Genomic DNA, 16,717 nt, shown 5'->3' on the forward strand with positions numbered 1-16,717 from the left:
GACTTCGTCTCCTTCAACGTGCTAATGGCAGGATGACCTATTCAATTGTCCTTTCGTGTTGAAGAAACGCATATCCATCATCAGCCACGAGCTCAATTTCTGCCTTAAAACAAAGACAGAAAATGAATGTTTTTGAACACCTCCTATTTGGGATAATTTAAAAGATATTACTATACATTAGTTTAACTATCAAAATTTTACATGTCAATTTATAAAAAAGAAAAAAGATGGCAAAATACCGTCTTTTTTCTATGTTTAAACCGTTTTCAATTGTTCACTTTCATCCTTTTCATCTGGCTGGATGAAAAAGAGGACCAAAAATAATGAAATGAGACTACATATGGTCGATAGAATAAAAACGATGGCGTCTCCTTTATCCATAAGAAATGCGTAAATTGGAGGTCCTAAAGCAACACCGATAAACCGCATACTGCTATAAAATGACGTAATCGTTCCGCACTGCTCTTTTTCAATCCCTTCTGTTATCAACGCATCAAGTGCTGGAAGCACAATGCCGATTCCTACGCCGCCAATACTTAAGCAGACAAACAACACGTAAAAACTGTGATTCCACCATAAAAATATATACGAGAGTGATAAAAGAGCCATACCAACGATGAGAAATATCCTCATTTTCCCCTTTTCTTTCCCAATTGTTTTCCCCGCAATATACGAGCTGATTGATAAGAAAAGGAGCGGGATACTTAGCAGCAAGCCTTTTTTGACACCCGTTATTTGATACGCTGCTTCTAGGTTATCTGACAAATAAAAGAGCACGCCAAAAAGAAGAAACATAATAAAACCACCAATAGCAAAAATGGCATAAAGCCAGCGTCCTTCATGCTTAAAAATCGTCTTTGTTGATTTTAAAAACTCTTTAAATGTAGGCGGATCTTCCTCTTTCTTTGCGGATTCAACCATAAACAGTACCATCACAAAGCTGATGATTGAAAAGAATGGAATGAACCAAAACGGTACAAACCAAAACCAAGAAGCGAGAAGTGCCCCAATAATAGGACTTAGTACCTTTCCAGCTGTATTAGAAGTTTCAATGGCTCCAAGTCCCGCACTTACCTCTTCATCATCGTGAAACAAATCGCCAATAAACGGCATGACGACAGGTGCTGCCCCGGCTGAGCCAACTCCTTGAAGGACCCTTCCAAATAGAATCCACATATAGGGTTCTTTCATGATGGTTGAGGCAACAGCTGCCACAGCTCCTCCAAGTCCTGCGATTAAAAGACACGGCAAAAGCACCTTTTTTCGCCCAATTCGGTCAGATAAATAACCGGCAATCGGAATACACAAAATCGCCACAACGGAGTATACCGTAATAATGAGTGACACTTGAAAGGAAGTGATTGAGAGTTTCTTTTCGATCTCTGGTAATACGGGGATTAGCATCGAGTTCCCAAGTGTCATGATTAGAGGCACTGATGATAATGCAATAATATTCTTTTTACTGACAGTTTTCTCGCCCAACATCATTCACCCAATTCTATATACTGTTACGTATTAGTGTGGCATGTTTCACGGGTTTTATGTATGGGCAAACAAAAAGCAACCGCCTATGGAAGCGACTGCTTTGTTAAAATCGTTTACGTATGACATGGAAGCTGAATTTATCCGCTCGAAAATAATTGAGCGAGTATAAGACCGGCTGATCATCCTGATCATAGTGCATTTGTTTCAGTAAGAGTAACGCTGTTTCTGGGTCACATTCTAGTATCGGTGAAACCTGATCGTGATAACCAATCGGTTCGATGTCTGCCACTGCATATTTAATTCCGCTGTGCGGTTCTCTGCCAAACAGCTCAAAAAGCGATTCTTCCTCATGAGTAAAAGAAGCGGGAAGATGTTTGACCGGAATTTTATCTAAACAATAGACGACTGGCTGTCCATCTGCTGTTCGAACGCGTTCCATTGAAAAAACCTTCTCGGATTCATCACACTGAAAACGAATGACATCATTCTCTGTCGGCTCCCCTTCTTGTGAGGACAAAAAGATGGTACCTGGCGTCATATTGACCTGTTCAATCATTTTTGTGACACTTGTCAGCTGTTCAATGCCAGTAGAAAAAAGCGGTCTTGAGTTGACGAAAGTTCCCACACCATGCCTTCTAATTAAATACTTCTCTTCTTCTAATATACGAAGGGCTTCACGAAGGGTCGCTCTGCTCACGCCTAAAAGCTTTGAGAGCTCAAACTCAGAAGGGAGCTTTTCCTTTTCGGCATATACACCTGTTTGAATATCTTCTTTAATACGGTCAATCACTTTCAAATATAAATGGCGATTGTCTGTTTTGGTCGACATGTTTTCCCTCCGTCTAATCAATGCAAATGATAAGATGAGAAATCTCTATTCCGAGATAAGATGAACATAACTATATCATGTTTTTGCAAATAAATAAATAGTCTGACTTCCAGTTAACATAATCAATATATCGTTAACTTCATGTTAGGAAAGCTCTCTTCGAATTATGAAGAGAGCTCGTCATGTTGTTCTTTTGAGAGGAGGACTTCTCTCGGTTTACTGCCTTCATATGGTCCGACAACCCCGCGCTCTTCCATTGCGTCAATAAGACGCGCAGCACGGGTATAACCGATGCGGAACCTCCTTTGCAGCATAGAAACAGAGGCCGTCTGCATGCCAATGATCAGTTCAACTGCTTCATCATATAAGTCGTCGTCCACAGCCCCAAGCTGATCTTGCGTTTCTTCACTTGGGATCATTTCTTCTTGATATTGTGCTTTTTGCTGTGTGATGACATGATCAACGACATGTTCCACTTCTTCATCTGATAAAAAGGCGCCTTGTACACGAACTGGTTTGTTCGCACCGACCGGTAAGAACAACATATCCCCTCTGCCCAGCAATTTTTCTGCGCCTCCCATATCAAGAATGGTCCTTGAATCGGTTTGTGACGATACGCTAAATGCAATACGGGATGGAATATTGGCTTTAATGACACCAGTAATGACATCAACAGAAGGCCTTTGTGTAGCAATAATTAAATGAATCCCCGCAGCACGTGCCATTTGAGAAAGCCTTGTAATGGAATCTTCTACATCAGAGGAAGCAACCATCATTAAATCAGCAAGCTCGTCTACAATGACGACAATATAAGGGAGTTCTGGCTGCTTCGCCTCTTCTGATTGATTCATTCGTTTAATGTAATCATTGTACCCTTCAATATTTCTTGTGCCCGTATGAGAAAACAATTCGTAACGGCGCTCCATTTCACTAACCACTTTTTTAAGTGCCTGTGAGGCTTTTTTAGGATCGGTCACAACTGGAGCCAACAGATGCGGGATGCCGTTATAAACATTTAATTCAACCATTTTCGGGTCAATCATCATCATTTTTACTTCATGAGGTTTTGCTCTCATGAGAATGCTTGTGATAATACCATTGATACATACACTCTTTCCGCTTCCTGTCGAACCAGCCACAAGTAAATGCGGCATTTTGTTCATTTCAGCCAGCACAGCTTCACCAGAAATATTTCGGCCGAGTCCGATGAGTAGCTTGGCATTTGGGCGGTCATTTTGTTTCGATTCTAAAACCTCTTTTAAAGAAACCATCGCAATTTCTGCGTTGGGAACTTCAATTCCGATGGCGGATTTGCCAGGAATCGGCGCTTCAATTCGAATGTCTTTTGCTGCTAATGCAAGGGCTAGATCATCACTCAAGTTGACGATCTTACTTACCTTCACGCCGACATCAGGGTATACTTCATATTTTGTGACGGCCGGCCCTAAATGAACTTGTGTCACTTTTGCTTTTACACCAAAGCTTTGGAAGGTCTTTTCAAGCTTTCTTGCATTTTCATAAATATTCTTCTTATCTGTTTGCTGACCTGAATGCTGCGGCTCAGCTAAAATATCAAGCGATGGCAGCTCATAATCCTTGTTTTCAAGCTCCGTAAACGTCATAGGCGGAGCTTCTTTCGGTTCATCCCCTGTATCATGAGACGGAGTGCCTTGTACAGTTTCTTGAAGAGGATCTGGCTCATTGACCGGCTGATCTTTTTGAACTTGCGGTGTGAGCATGTCATCTCGATCAGCAAAACTTGAGATAATCGGCTGACGATTGTCAGAAGCTTGCTCTTCTTCCTCGATCAAGATATGATCATGATCTTCTTCGGTCTCTTCTTGCAACCGTGAACGTTTTTTCTTTTCACTTGTTTTCTGCGCAGGTGCATTCTTTTTCGCCTGCCTTATGCCTTTCATATCTTCAATAAATGCTTTCCACTGCTTCACCAAAAATTGTGATACAGGCAGCGTCACTTTTTTGACCATTTCTTGCAGTGACCGGTTTGTGATCAGCACAATGCCAATCAGCATTAGCACAATGGCCATGATTTGAGATCCTGCTTGTGCAAACAAGAAATAGGCGGCCGCAAATAATACGGCACCGATCATACCGCCTCCTAAATCAGGCGAGCCTGTCTCACCTTTCATATCCATTAAGAATAACTCAAACGTATTTCTGATTACACTTTGAGAACCTATCACGCCTGCAGCTGAAAGATGCTGAAAAAGCTTCACATGGGACAAAAGCAAGATACTCGCAATGATGCAGTATAAACCTGCTTTTCTTCTTGTCAGTAAATCAGGAATTTGTTTTTTCCAAAAGATCGTCACACCAAAAAGAAATAATCCGATAAGGCAGAGAATAAACCATTCACCTGCAAAGAATCGGAATAGATGTACAAAGGTTTGTCCAACTACACCTAGCTGTAAAATGGCAATGATCGCTATGGCAATACAGACTAACCCATTTAGTTCATATTTCAGTTTTAGCTGTTTATTTTGTTTTTTTCTTGTTTTACGTTTTCTCTTTTTCGCCATACTCATCACCTTACTACAAAAGAAAATATAACCTACGAAAAGATCAGAAAGAAAGCAGCCTGGTTTTGGCTGCATCTTGTTGTAAGTTTTCCCTTTATTATAGCATAGAATCATTCATATGAGTCGGTTTGATTGGTGCCTAAATGTAACTTCAATCGCTTACCTGGTGCAAGCTCCTGATTCAAAAAATCCATTGGATTCGTACTCATTACTTGAACGATTTCCGCTTCATCTTCTTTCATTTCAACCATCACTGGCACGCCCTGGATGTTTACCTGCTGGAGTTTGCGTTCTCCTTGTTCCTCAGCGTAAATGGCTTCATAAGGCATAGGTGTATATAAAATCATTGGATCAGCCCCTCGTTTTGTGCAGCCCGTTCGCCAATAAGTTCGTTCAGCTTTTTAATCGCTTGTCCAACGCCGCCGACTTCATGCATCAGTCCGTATTCAGCCGCCTCATGGCCAACGACATTTGTCCCGATGTCTCTTGTCAGATTGCCTTTAGAGAACATAAGCTCTTTAAATTTCTCTTCTGTAATGTTTGAGTGACTCGTGACAAAATTAATGACTCTTTCCTGCATTTTATCTAAGTATTCAAAGGTTTGCGGAACACCGATGACTAGACCGGTTAATCGTACAGGGTGAATGGTCATCGTTGCTGTTTCGGCAATGTATGAATAATCACACGATACGGCGATTGGGACCCCAATAGAGTGACCGCCGCCAAGCACAATGGATACAGTCGGTTTGGATAAAGAAGCGAGCATTTCTGCAATAGCTAGTCCTGCTTCTACATCGCCTCCCACTGTATTTAAAATGATCAGAAGCCCTTCAATTTTTGGGTTTTGTTCAACTGCTACGATTTGTGGAATGACATGTTCGTATTTGGTTGTTTTATTTTGTGGCGGCAGCTGCATGTGCCCTTCAATTTGTCCAATAATAGTCAGGCAATGTATGTTTGTATCTTGTGACAACTGCGGGACGGCTGTTTCACCAAGCTGTTGTATTTTGCTCATAATGCTATCTTTTTCTTCTGGTTTTCGCTCAGGCTGCTGTTCATTCTGTTCGTCCATTTGTCTCCATCCTTTCCTAAAAACTCTCCTCCTATTATGAACAAGATCGTCACATTCCATCCGCATTCATCATGTCACATCAAAAAAGCCCAAAGAGCTTGTGCTCTTTGGGCTTTTCTCATCACACTTCCATAATAATTGGAATGATCATTGGCTTACGTTTTGTTTTTTCATATAGGAATTGATTTAGTACATCGCGCATGGATTGTTTCAGTGTTGACCATTCAACAATTGAGTTTTCCGTTTGCTCTTTCACAATCCCTTTGACCATTTCTGTTGCTTTAACAATCAGCTCTTCGGATTCTCTTACATAAACAAATCCTCTTGTGATGATCTCAGGTCCAGAAATTAATTGTTTCTTTTGTTTATCGAGCGTAATGACCACAATTAAGATGCCATCTTGAGACAATAGGCGTCTATCACGTAAGACAATATTCCCGATATCACCAACGCCAAGACCGTCGATCAAAATGTTCCCTTGATGCACTTTTTCACCGATCTTTACGTTTTGTCCTCTAAATTCTACAACATCGCCTTTATCAATTAAGAAAATGTCGCTTCGTTTCATTCCCACTTCTTCAGCAATACGAGAATGTGCTTTTTGCATGCGATATTCGCCGTTTACAGGAATTAAATACTTCGGCTTCAGTAAGTTCAGCATGAGCTTTAACTCTTCTTGACAGCCATGTCCAGATACATGCACACGTTTTTGAGCAAAAATCACTTGTGCTCCGCTTCTTGTAAGGAAATCCACCGTTTTTGAATAGGTAAGTTCTTGTCCTGGAAGAGGTGTAGACGCAATCACAACCGTGTCATCTTTTTCAATATGAAGCTGTTTGTGATTTTGTTTCGCCATTTTTGTTAAAGCAGCGAGAGGCTCACCGTGGCTTCCTGCTGTGAGAATGACCACACTGTTTTTCGCCATTTTTTTCACTTCTTGGACTGGAACAAATAATTCTTCGTCTGCTGTCACATAACCAAGTTTGATCGCAAGCTGAAGCGTTGTCATCATATTTTTTCCTGCTACTGCAAGCTTACGGCCATTTTGGTTTGTGGCATTAATGATTTGCTGTACACGGTTAATATTTGATGAAGATACAGCCACAATCACACGATTTTCAGCATTGTACATCGCATTTGAGATTTCGTCTTGGACGAGCGCCTCAGAAGGTGTATAGCCTGGTTTTTCAGCATTTGCACTGTCTGAAAGAAGTGCTAAAACGCCATTGTTTCCAATTTTCGCAATCTCTCCGATGTCACAGGCTTGGTTAAGCGCTGGGGTTTGATCAAATTTAAAATCACCTGTGCATACGATTGAACCAAGAGATGTTTTGAAGCTGATTCCGACTGAATCAGGAATACTGTGATTCGTTCTAAAGAATGATACCTTTGTTGTTTCAAATGTAATGACTGACTTTGCATGAACCTCTCGCAAATCAGCTTTTTGATTGAAGCCGTATTGCTTTAACTTTTCTCGAAGTAACGCAAGGGTCAGCTTCGTGCCGTAAACTGGTACAGACAATTTGCTTAAGCAATGGAATACGCCTCCGATTGCTTCATCATGTCCGTGGGTAAGAAAAATTGCTTTCACCCGATCAGCTCGTTCTGTTAAATAAGAGATATCAGGAATGACCACGTCAATGCCTAGCATTTCGTTTTCTGGATGCATGAGTCCTGCATCTACAACATATATGTCGGAATCAATCTCAATGACATATAAGTTTTTCCCGATTTCTCCAACGCCTCCCAGTGCAATAATTCTTACGTTCTCTGTATTTTTCTTTTTCAAAATTCTTATCCTCCTAGTCTCAAGCCCGTCCATCATCGCTTAATGCTATTATAACTGAATCTAATTTTAGAAAACAAGATGAAGTCACATTTTAAGAAAGTGTTTATGTATAAAAAACGGTCATACTCAGGGACATCTGAGAATGACCGCTTACGAATTTTTTTGTTTTGATCAGCTGTTTAATACGCTGCTTAAATTCAGTCTTTCTTCTTCTGATAAAGGTAAAAGCGGGAGTCGAACGGATCCGACATCTAATCCTTTCAGCTGAAGAGCTGTTTTGACAGGCGTTGGATTTGGCGCTGAGAATAGCTGGTTCATGATCGGCACCAGCTTTTGATGAATCAATGCCGCATTCGCTGTTTGTCCTGAAGCGTAGCTTTTTAGCATTTGCTGCATATCTAGGCCTACGATATGAGAAGCAACTGAGACGACTCCTTTTGCACCAACCGCAACCGCAGGAAGCGTTAGGCTATCGTCACCAGAGTAAACGTCAAAATCTTCTGGTGTCTCTGCAATGATTTTTGTCATGGCATCTAGATCACCGCTTGCTTCTTTGATTGCGACAATGTTCGGTATTTGCGCAAGCTTAATCGTTGTTTCTGGTGCTAATGAAGCAACCGTTCTTCCTGGTACATTGTAAAGCATGACAGGAAGAGATGTAGACTCGGCAATTGCTTTAAAGTGTGCATACATGCCTTCCTGTGATGGCTTGTTGTAGTAAGGTACGACAAGCATCACTGCATCAACGCCCGCTTCTTCTGCTTTTTTCGTTAGTTTAATAGACGCATTTGTGTTATTACTGCCTGTTCCTGCAATGATTTTACAACGACCATTTGCTAATTTCACCGATTGCTGAAAAAGAGCGACTTTTTCTTCAGTCGATAAAGTTGGCGATTCGCCTGTTGTCCCTGCAACGACTAAAGAGTCACTGCCGTTTTTTAACAAGTAATCAATGAGAATTGATAGCTTTTGGAAATCAATGTTGCCCTTTTTATCAAAAGGTGTAATCATAGCTGTTGCGATATTTCCGAAATTCATTTTTTTCACCTCATCATGATTCAATCACATTTATCTTGAAAGTTCAAACACTTCATGAAGGGCATTGACAGCCGCTCTCATGTTTTCTTCGTTCACTAACACCCAAATCGTCGTATGACTGTCAGCGGACTGTAAGATCGGAATATTTTGCTCAGATAGTGCAGATACAATTTTAGATGTGACACCTGGTACACCCATAATGCCTGCTCCAACAGCTGATACCTTTGCACAGTTTGTCGTGACAATCGGCGTATAGCCCAGATCTTTTAGGATCGCCGTTGCTTTTTCAGTCATTGCACCTGTCACCGTATAGACGATTTCGCTCGGTGTAATGTTGAAGAAATCAACACTGATTTGGGCATTTGCCATTGCTTTAAAGACTTCTGTTTGTACGCTGTACTGTCCCTCTTTAGCTGGGACTTTGATTTGTGTGACATCATTGACATGTGCAATACCCGTAATCAGGCGGTCGTACACATCATGACTCATTTTATCTGAGTAGTGTGATGTCACGAGTGTGCCCTCATCATCAGAGTATGTTGAACGGACCCTCATTGGTACTTTTGCTTGCATGGCAATTTCAACAGCTCTCGGGTGAATGACTTTTGCCCCTTGGTATGCGAGGTTACAAATTTCTGTGTATGTCACGACTCTCAGTGGTTTTGCATTTTCTACGATACGGGGATCTGCTGTCATGACCCCTTCTACATCTGTAAAAATATCGATGAAATCTGCCTGCAATGCAGCGCCTAACGCAGCAGCTGACGTATCACTGCCGCCTCGTCCGATTGTTGTCACGTCTCCATTTTTTGCAGCGCCTTGGAATCCAGCTACGACAACCACATCATGCTCTGAAAGTGCCGCCTCAAGACGTTCACACTTCATGTCAATAATTTTCGCATTTGTATGTTCTTTATCTGTCACAAAGCCTGCCTGTGATCCAGTCATCGCAACAGCCTTTAGCCCGTTTTCATTCAGCATACTTGAAAAAACAACAGCTGAAATATTTTCTCCGCAAGACACGAGTAAATCTTTTTCTCGGTTTGTCATATGCTGCGCACTGCCGTAAAGCAGACCTAGCAGTGTATCTGTCGCATAAGGATCGCCTTTTCGTCCCATCGCAGACACGACAACGACCGATTTATAGCCTTTCTCTTTTGCAGATAAGATATGTGCAAGTGCCCTTTTTCTTCCTTGATCATCTTTGACAGATGTACCGCCAAATTTTTGGACAATTATTTTCACTGTTTTCACTCCAAGTTCATTCTGACGTAACAGAAGAGAGCAGGCGAAAGATGCCTAACTCTCTTCTATTCGTCCTCATCATCCATTGAATGTTAAACTAATTTTAATGCTCGTAAGCTTTCTGCAATTTGAACGGAGTTCCATGCAGCGCCTTTTAGCAGGTTATCAGATACAATCCACATATGGAAGCCATTTGGACGATCCAAATCCTTCCGAATGCGGCCGACAAATACGTCGTTTTTACCAACAGCATCTGCAGGCATTGGATAAATTTGCTGAGACGGATCATCTTGTAATGTGATGCCTGGTGCATCTTTTAGGATGGACTTGATGTCATCAACCGTTGCGTCATTTGATTCAAGTTCAACGTAAACCGATTCTGAATGACCCGTTTCAATTGGTAGTCTCACACATGTTGCTGCTACTTCCAGCTCTGGCAAATGCATGATTTTTTTCGTTTCATTGATCATTTTCATTTCTTCAAATGTATAGCCATTGTCTTGGAATTTATCAATTTGCGGAATCGCATTAAAGGCAATTTGATAAGGCATGACTTCTGGTTTCACATCTTCTTTATTTAAAATGGCTTGCGACTGGCTGTACAGTTCGTCAATGGCTTCATGTCCTGCACCTGATACTGCTTGGTAAGTAGACACAATGACTTTTTTCATGCCATACGCTTGACGAAGCGGTTCTAGCGCCGCTACCATTTGAATCGTTGAACAGTTAGGGTTTGCAATGATCCCTTGATGGTCATGCAAATCTTTTTCGTTTACCTCTGGTACGACAAGAGGGGTATTTTCGTCCATACGAAAAGCACTTGTATTATCGACAACAATTGCACCTCGTTTGACCGCTTCAGGAGCTAGCGCTTTGGAAACATTTCCTCCCGCACTGAATAGTGCAATATTGACCCCTTCAAAGCTTTCAGGTGTTGCTTCTTGAACGGTATACTCTTGACCTCTGAATGTCACTTTTGTTCCAGCAGAACGTTTTGAGGATAGTAGAGTAAGTGTATCCATTTCAAAATCTCTGTCAGCTAGTGTTTTTAACATTTGTTGACCGACAGCTCCAGTCGCTCCAACTACAGCTACATGCAATCCTCTTCCCATCAGTAAAACTCCTTCCGACCCATCCATGATTCTTTTCTTTCGGATGGCCATCCTATGACTTTTTACATTTTATTTTACCATAGAAAAGCAAGGCTTGAAGTACCTTTTTTGAATCTTTCATGATTTTCTAGTGAATCTATTATTCGTTTGATCCAATTAAAATGGGCTGAATTTGTCTATGCTCGAGCGCCTCTTCTACTGTTTTCGTCAGTAGATCCATATGCGCTACCATGGAAGTCGGTTTTTTGAATGGATCATCTTGGCCGAATGGAATAAAGAAAATATTCTTTGTCGACATGAGTCTCATGAGATTTGTACCATTTAAACCTAATGCATCATTGGTGGAAATGCCTAAAACGACAGGGCGATGATTACGAATGGTCGCCTTAGCAGCCATTAAGACTGGACTGTCTGTTAGTGCATTTGCAAATTTCGCCATTGAATTGCCTGTTAAAGGCGCAATGACCATACAATCAAGTGGAAGTTTTGGTCCAAGCGGCTCTGCTTTGACGATTGAGTCAATCGCTTGAAATCCTGTCAGCTTCTCAATCCGCTCAATCCAGTCCGCTCCTTCTCCGAATCTCGTATTTGTATTTTGCACCGTATATGACACGACAGGACGCACTTCTGCCCCTTCTTTCACAAGTGATTCGATTTGCGGAAAAACGGCTTCGTACGTGCAGTGAGAACCTGTTAAACCAAAGCCGATTCTTTTCCCTTTTAGTGTAGTCATGATTCCATCCCCCTTTTTTCCTCCGCAAGTTCACATAAGAGCCCAGATAGCACTTTTGCAATGATCTGCCCGGCTGTCTTTGGTGCCACAATCCCTGGAAGTCCTGGTGCAAGAAGCGCCTTCACTCCATGCTTTTGTGCAAAGTCAAAGTCTGTTCCACCTGGGCGGGAGGCGATATCCAAAATGAGTGTCTTTGGTGTCATGCTGACGATGACAGATGAATCTAATACTAAGCTTGGAATCGTATTGATGATGATGTCGACATCCGTTACTTCATCTTTTAAACGGTCCATTGAAAATGGATCAAGTCCCATCTCAAAGGCTCGCGCTAAATGGGCTGTATCCGCAGCACCAACTTTCACTTCCGCACCTAGCGCCCGAAATGTGCGGGCAATAGTGAGCCCTGTTCGACCAAGCCCGAGAACAGCGACATGTGACCCATGAATCGTATAGTCCGTTTGCTGAATGGCCATCATGATAATCCCTTCAACTGTTGGAATAGAGTTATATATGGCAATATCATCTCGCTCAAACAGCTTCACAAGCTTCCGGTTCACCTGCTTTGCCATATTGTCTAAGTACATATTAGAAATACCTGAGTACAAGGTACAATGTGCAGGGGTTCTTTCTAAATATTTAGCTTCTAGCACGACCTTCTCATTTGAAAAAACGGTGGCAACGACCCCTTCGTCTGTAGCACCTGATACCGGAAGGATCATACTATCCACTTGTTCAAATGGAAGCTCTGACATTTTCAGCTTTTCAGCACCAATAAATCCATGATCCAGCTGATCAAATCCGACCAAAAACACTTTGGCATGCTGCTGTGACAGCTTGCGAATGATTTCAAGCTGCCTAGCATCTCCCCCGATCACCGCAACCGTTAAACCGCTCAACATACTGACCGTTCACCTTCTTTATTTAAAAAAGTCTGTAATATTTTCCGAATCTCCCTTTCAGCATATGAGGAGAGGATTCAGCCTGTGAACAAATCGGGAAGAGAAAAGAAAAAGAGCACCCTTTTATGATGGGTGCTCTTTTTCTCCGTGCGGCTGAAGTTCTTCAGGCACATCGAGAATGATCATATCTGATCCTATTTTTTGAATGTGATTCCACGGAACGCGGATGTCATTTCCTTGTTTTCGAAAGCCAAACCATTTGACGGAAGGTATGATGAGTGCTGTAATTTGACCGTCCTGTTCATTTATTTCAAGGTCGGTTTGTCCAAGCACGCCAAGCCGCTCCGCTCTTTTAATATCGACGATCTCTTTTCCTGACAGCTCACTCAGCCTCAAAATCGCATCACTCCCCTTCCATATCATATATGCAGCACAGAGGGTGAATAGACCGGGCCTCTTAATGACTAGTTTGGAGCGGAAGACGCGCCCCTTTGATATAGTGATCATGCCATAATTCCAAGTTGTAAAGCATCCACACTTTTTGGTCCGCTCCATTTTTGTTCTTCTGATTCGAATGATGTCGCAAAAATTGTTCTAGCGGCTCCTTTTGAAATAATTGTGTTGCAAAGCTTTGTTGATCAAGAAGTTTCTCTTCGATTTCCCCCATTCTTTTGTTCATCCAATGATACACCGGAACAGGAAAACCCATTTTTCTTCTATATAATATACGCTTATCCACCGTTTGCTCCATTGTCTTTTTCAACATATATTTCGGAATATCTTGGACCTCACTTGTTTTAAGGCTCGATTGGAAAAATGCTTGCACTTTGCTAGGTAGCCCTTTATAAGGAAGTTTGTACTTGAAAGGCATATCGTTGACAAATTGGATGATGCGATGATCAAGAAACGGTACACGTGCTTCTAGTCCGTGTGACATCGTCATCATATCAAGCCGGTCTAACAAGTTGGGTAAATGAATTTGTTGAAATAAATAGAGCAGTTTGTTTTCATACGACGCCCCTTCCATCTCTTGAAAGCAATGGGCGATCAACTGATTCATGTGCAAATCAGCAGAATCAATTGAATGCGCGTGCTGACCTAAGAGCTGCTCTTTTTCGCTATCAGTAAACCAAGCATATCTTTTTTTATAATGTTCCATTTCCCCATCAAGATGGATAAATTGATGCACCTGCTGCTGAAAGGACGGTTCAAATAATACCTTTGAAAGGATGGATGACAGCTTTCGGTTTTTTTGAAGCCATAAAATTTTACGCCAATCTGAAGGACTCCTAAATACACGTCCATACCCTGCAAACAATTCGTCCGCTCCTTCACCACACAAAACAACCGTTACATGCTTTTTTGCTTCACGTGACATATGGTAAAAAGCGACCTCATGAGGAATAGAAAGAGGATGATCTCTTCGTTTCACAACTTCTGGCAATAATTGAAAGTACTCTTCTTCACTCATTCGATGCGAGTGAAGCTTGACGTTGTATTGTTCTGCTGCGAGCTTGGCATAGCTTTCTTCAGAAAAACCTTCCTCTTCAAAGCTGGTCGAAAAACAGTGAATATTCTCGTTCGCATATTTGGACATCAAAGCGACAATCGAAGTCGAATCCACTCCTCCACTCAAAAAAGCTCCTACAGGTACATCAGACATCATTTGTTTTTGCACACTATCTTGAAGTAATTCAAACAATCCCTTTTGATAATAACGTTCTCCCCTGTCAATTCCATCAGATGGGAAAGGATATTGCCAATAGGCCTCTTTTGTCATTCCTGTTTCATCTATTTTCAAGATGACACCTGGGGGTAATGTTTGAATTCCTTGAAAGAAAGTTTGCTCGCCGATCGCATAACGGAAGGATAAATAACTAAGGACAGCCTCAGGCTGAATGGCAATTTGTATATCTGGATGCTGAAGAAGAGCCTTCATTTCCGATCCGAAAACAAGCCCTCCTCCACATTCTGAAACATAAAGCGGTTTAATCCCAGACCGGTCTCTAAATAAAAAGAATTCTTTCTTCTTTTGATCCCATATCGCAGCTGCAAACATTCCATTTAATTGCTCAATAAAAGAAATCCCATATTCTTCATAGCCATGAACAAGCACTTCTGTATCTGTCAGCGTACGAAACGTATGACCTTTATTCCATAAGTCCTCTCTTAGTTCTTGGAAATTATAAATCTCGCCATTTAAAATCACACAAATAGACTCATCTTCATTTGTTATTGGCTGCGGCCCAGATTGAATATCGATAATGGAAAGCCTCGTATGAACCAAACCAACTGAGTCGTCTTGATATACACCACTATCATCAGGTCCACGCACACTAAGTGCGTTTTTCATCTTCAGTAAGATGTGTGGATCAAGTGGTGCTTTGTTAAAATGACAATAACCTGCAATGCCGCACATAGACATGGCTCCCTTCCATCAATGATCTGACTGCTGAATCGTCATTGCGAAAATATGCATAAATGGATTATCTTGAAAGCGGATTTCATCAAAAACGATTTTTTGCGAGAAGGAAAGCGAATCAATCCATAGGTTTGATGTTAAATGATGATTGATGCCGGCTACCGTATGAATATAATCAAATGCATAAGCCAATCGATCATCAAATGCAGGTTCACGTTCAATCACATCGGTTAATGAAAGACGAGACTCCAAGACAACGGTCCCCTCTCGTAATAATGTCATCTTTTCATAGAGATTACCATTAGATGAACAACCTACGACATGGAGCGCTTCTGCTTCAACTGCCTGAAGTTGAATAGACTGACCCTCTAATTCAATATTGTCTCCTTGATCTTGATAAATGAACTGAAAAGGAATGCCTTCGACCAAAGAGTCCTTCACGTTCATGACCAACTCAGCCGGCAAAGAAGCCCCACCAATGGTTAATTGGCCTTTTTCATATTCATTTTGATATGTGATGCCTCTGTTATTGACATAATCATGAAGAGTGAGGGGTTGATAGGTTTTCATTTTGAATCACCTCTTTTAGTTGCGTGAGAAGGCTTGTCTCCACTTCTAATGTTTTTTGAAACCGATTCGACGTCCTTTCAATCATACTGCGAGGATTTTTGCTGAGGCCGACTCTAGCTGTAAAATTAGCAAGCACTGTCCAGCTTTGATAAGCATCTTCAAATGCTTGAATAAGGGGTTGTAAATGCTCATTTTCATATGATGATAAAAATGTCACCATATGTTTTCTGGAGTTGGCGACATCCTTTAGTCCTTCAAAATAAACATTGTCTAATAAATTACCATTTTCATCACCTTTGATACTATCTATATAATCTCTTTGAATGACTGAAATTGCATCAAGACCTGTGATAGCTCCAGGCAATTCAAAATGTGGCGGTGCACCTTCTAATATGGCGACATGCTCTTTTAAAACTTTCATTACATCCGGTTCTTTCTCAAGATCAACCTGTTTGATCCATTTATAACGATTTTCGGTTCGAGGCGTATGTTCGTAGACAGAGCGTGCGGCTTTCATCAAATGATCTTTACTCAATGTGCCATGATAGGAATAAGCATGGTCACTGATCACTACATGATCATCATTCACCTCAAGTACTTCCAATGTATGATATCCATGTTCTCTTTCAAAAAATGGACAGTACGGTAATTCAAATATATCTAAAGAAACAGACACAGTGCCTCTCTCAGGATGCTGTTTAAATACCCGATTCATATAAAGGTCTAATTCCTCTTCGGTGTAAAAAATTTCTTCTAAATGAATGCCATTATGATGCAGAATATCTTCACGAAAATGTTTAAAGGAACCGATCAAAACAAATCCTTGGTCTTGAGATCTATAAACAAGACCAGCTTGCCTCCAAATCCTGTCGATTTGAATTCCTTGTCTAAGAAGCATGGCTGCAATCGTTAATTGAGAACAGTTTAAATAATTGTTTCGGTAAATAGGTGCTGCTGTTGCCACAAATGTCTCCTCCTTTTTT

Annotated in this window: 15 protein-coding genes; all 15 read right to left on the minus strand. The window is 41.3% G+C overall.

Annotated features, from left to right (window positions below; genetic code table 11):
• Positions 1-255: 255 nt before the first annotated feature.
• A complete protein-coding gene (gene bcbE / locus FXF70_RS13330) occupies positions 256-1,485 on the minus strand; it encodes a bacillibactin exporter BcbE (RefSeq protein ID WP_227820623.1) in 1,230 nt (409 codons plus the stop codon).
• Between the two features lie 103 nt (positions 1,486-1,588).
• Positions 1,589-2,314: a GntR family transcriptional regulator gene (locus FXF70_RS13335; protein WP_008344706.1), complete on the minus strand. Its 726-nt coding sequence runs from the start codon at positions 2,312-2,314 to the stop codon at positions 1,589-1,591.
• 164 nt (positions 2,315-2,478) lie between these two features.
• Positions 2,479-4,854 carry an FtsK/SpoIIIE family DNA translocase gene (locus FXF70_RS13340; protein WP_148780393.1) on the minus strand — a complete coding sequence of 792 codons (2,376 nt, stop codon included), beginning with the start codon at positions 4,852-4,854 and terminating at the stop codon, positions 2,479-2,481.
• A 110-nt stretch (positions 4,855-4,964) separates the two neighbouring features.
• Positions 4,965-5,201, minus strand: coding sequence for a YlzJ-like family protein (locus FXF70_RS13345; RefSeq protein ID WP_008344712.1), 237 nt, complete (start codon positions 5,199-5,201; stop codon positions 4,965-4,967).
• Positions 5,198-5,926, minus strand: a complete 729-nt coding sequence (locus FXF70_RS13350) for a ClpP family protease (RefSeq protein WP_008344713.1) — start codon at positions 5,924-5,926, stop codon at positions 5,198-5,200. The genes FXF70_RS13345 and FXF70_RS13350 overlap by 4 nt, the downstream gene beginning before the upstream one ends.
• Before the next feature lie 121 nt (positions 5,927-6,047).
• A complete protein-coding gene (rnjB, locus tag FXF70_RS13355; RefSeq protein WP_008344715.1) occupies positions 6,048-7,715 on the minus strand; it encodes a ribonuclease J2 in 1,668 nt (555 codons plus the stop codon).
• A gap of 171 nt (positions 7,716-7,886) precedes the next feature.
• Positions 7,887-8,753 carry a 4-hydroxy-tetrahydrodipicolinate synthase gene (gene dapA / locus FXF70_RS13360; protein ID WP_008344717.1) on the minus strand — a complete coding sequence of 289 codons (867 nt, stop codon included), beginning with the start codon at positions 8,751-8,753 and terminating at the stop codon, positions 7,887-7,889.
• A gap of 30 nt (positions 8,754-8,783) precedes the next feature.
• Positions 8,784-9,998, minus strand: a complete 1,215-nt coding sequence (dapG, locus tag FXF70_RS13365) for an aspartate kinase (protein WP_025207348.1) — start codon at positions 9,996-9,998, stop codon at positions 8,784-8,786.
• Positions 9,999-10,090: 92 nt separating this feature from the next.
• Entirely contained in the window at positions 10,091-11,110 is a 1,020-nt protein-coding gene (gene asd / locus FXF70_RS13370) for an aspartate-semialdehyde dehydrogenase (protein ID WP_041090413.1), read from the minus strand.
• A gap of 139 nt (positions 11,111-11,249) precedes the next feature.
• Complete coding sequence (gene dpaB, locus FXF70_RS13375; RefSeq protein ID WP_017367267.1) at positions 11,250-11,843, minus strand: dipicolinate synthase subunit B; 594 nt, start codon at positions 11,841-11,843, stop codon at positions 11,250-11,252.
• The gene (gene dpaA, locus FXF70_RS13380) at positions 11,840-12,742 is read right to left on the minus strand and encodes a dipicolinic acid synthetase subunit A (protein WP_017359065.1); all 903 of its coding nucleotides are present in this window, start codon (positions 12,740-12,742) and stop codon (positions 11,840-11,842) included. Before dpaA ends, dpaB begins: the two co-directional genes overlap by 4 nt.
• A 123-nt stretch (positions 12,743-12,865) precedes the next feature.
• Positions 12,866-13,138, minus strand: coding sequence for a YlmC/YmxH family sporulation protein (locus FXF70_RS13385; protein WP_008344726.1), 273 nt, complete (start codon positions 13,136-13,138; stop codon positions 12,866-12,868).
• Between the two features lie 61 nt (positions 13,139-13,199).
• Positions 13,200-15,167 carry an asparagine synthase (glutamine-hydrolyzing) gene (gene asnB / locus FXF70_RS13390; RefSeq protein WP_148780394.1) on the minus strand — a complete coding sequence of 656 codons (1,968 nt, stop codon included), beginning with the start codon at positions 15,165-15,167 and terminating at the stop codon, positions 13,200-13,202.
• Between the two features lie 12 nt (positions 15,168-15,179).
• Positions 15,180-15,734, minus strand: coding sequence for a hypothetical protein (locus FXF70_RS13395; protein ID WP_041507274.1), 555 nt, complete (start codon positions 15,732-15,734; stop codon positions 15,180-15,182).
• Positions 15,703-16,698 carry a hypothetical protein gene (locus FXF70_RS13400; protein ID WP_058337322.1) on the minus strand — a complete coding sequence of 332 codons (996 nt, stop codon included), beginning with the start codon at positions 16,696-16,698 and terminating at the stop codon, positions 15,703-15,705. The genes FXF70_RS13395 and FXF70_RS13400 overlap by 32 nt, the downstream gene beginning before the upstream one ends.
• Positions 16,699-16,717 lie beyond the last annotated feature (19 nt).

The organism is Bacillus sp. Y3 (assembly GCF_008123875.1).
Lineage (GTDB): Bacteria > Bacillota > Bacilli > Bacillales > Bacillaceae > Bacillus > Bacillus altitudinis.

Excerpts from the sequence above, each read along its gene's own strand:
- FXF70_RS13340 (WP_148780393.1), bottom strand. The coding sequence starts at position 4,854 with ATGGCGAAAAAGAGAAAACGTAAAACAAGAAAAAAACAAAATAAACAG.
- FXF70_RS13345 (WP_008344712.1), bottom strand. The coding sequence starts at position 5,201 with ATGATTTTATATACACCTATGCCTTATGAAGCCATTTACGCTGAGGAA.
- dapA (WP_008344717.1), bottom strand. The coding sequence starts at position 8,753 with ATGAATTTCGGAAATATCGCAACAGCTATGATTACACCTTTTGATAAA.
- FXF70_RS13350 (WP_008344713.1), bottom strand. The coding sequence starts at position 5,926 with ATGGACGAACAGAATGAACAGCAGCCTGAGCGAAAACCAGAAGAAAAA.
- asnB (WP_148780394.1), bottom strand. The coding sequence starts at position 15,167 with ATGTCTATGTGCGGCATTGCAGGTTATTGTCATTTTAACAAAGCACCA.
- FXF70_RS13395 (WP_041507274.1), bottom strand. The coding sequence starts at position 15,734 with ATGAAAACCTATCAACCCCTCACTCTTCATGATTATGTCAATAACAGA.
- asd (WP_041090413.1), bottom strand. The coding sequence starts at position 11,110 with ATGGGAAGAGGATTGCATGTAGCTGTAGTTGGAGCGACTGGAGCTGTC.
- bcbE (WP_227820623.1), bottom strand. The coding sequence starts at position 1,485 with ATGTTGGGCGAGAAAACTGTCAGTAAAAAGAATATTATTGCATTATCA.
- FXF70_RS13335 (WP_008344706.1), bottom strand. The coding sequence starts at position 2,314 with ATGTCGACCAAAACAGACAATCGCCATTTATATTTGAAAGTGATTGAC.
- dpaB (WP_017367267.1), bottom strand. The coding sequence starts at position 11,843 with ATGACTACACTAAAAGGGAAAAGAATCGGCTTTGGTTTAACAGGTTCT.
- dpaA (WP_017359065.1), bottom strand. The coding sequence starts at position 12,742 with ATGTTGAGCGGTTTAACGGTTGCGGTGATCGGGGGAGATGCTAGGCAG.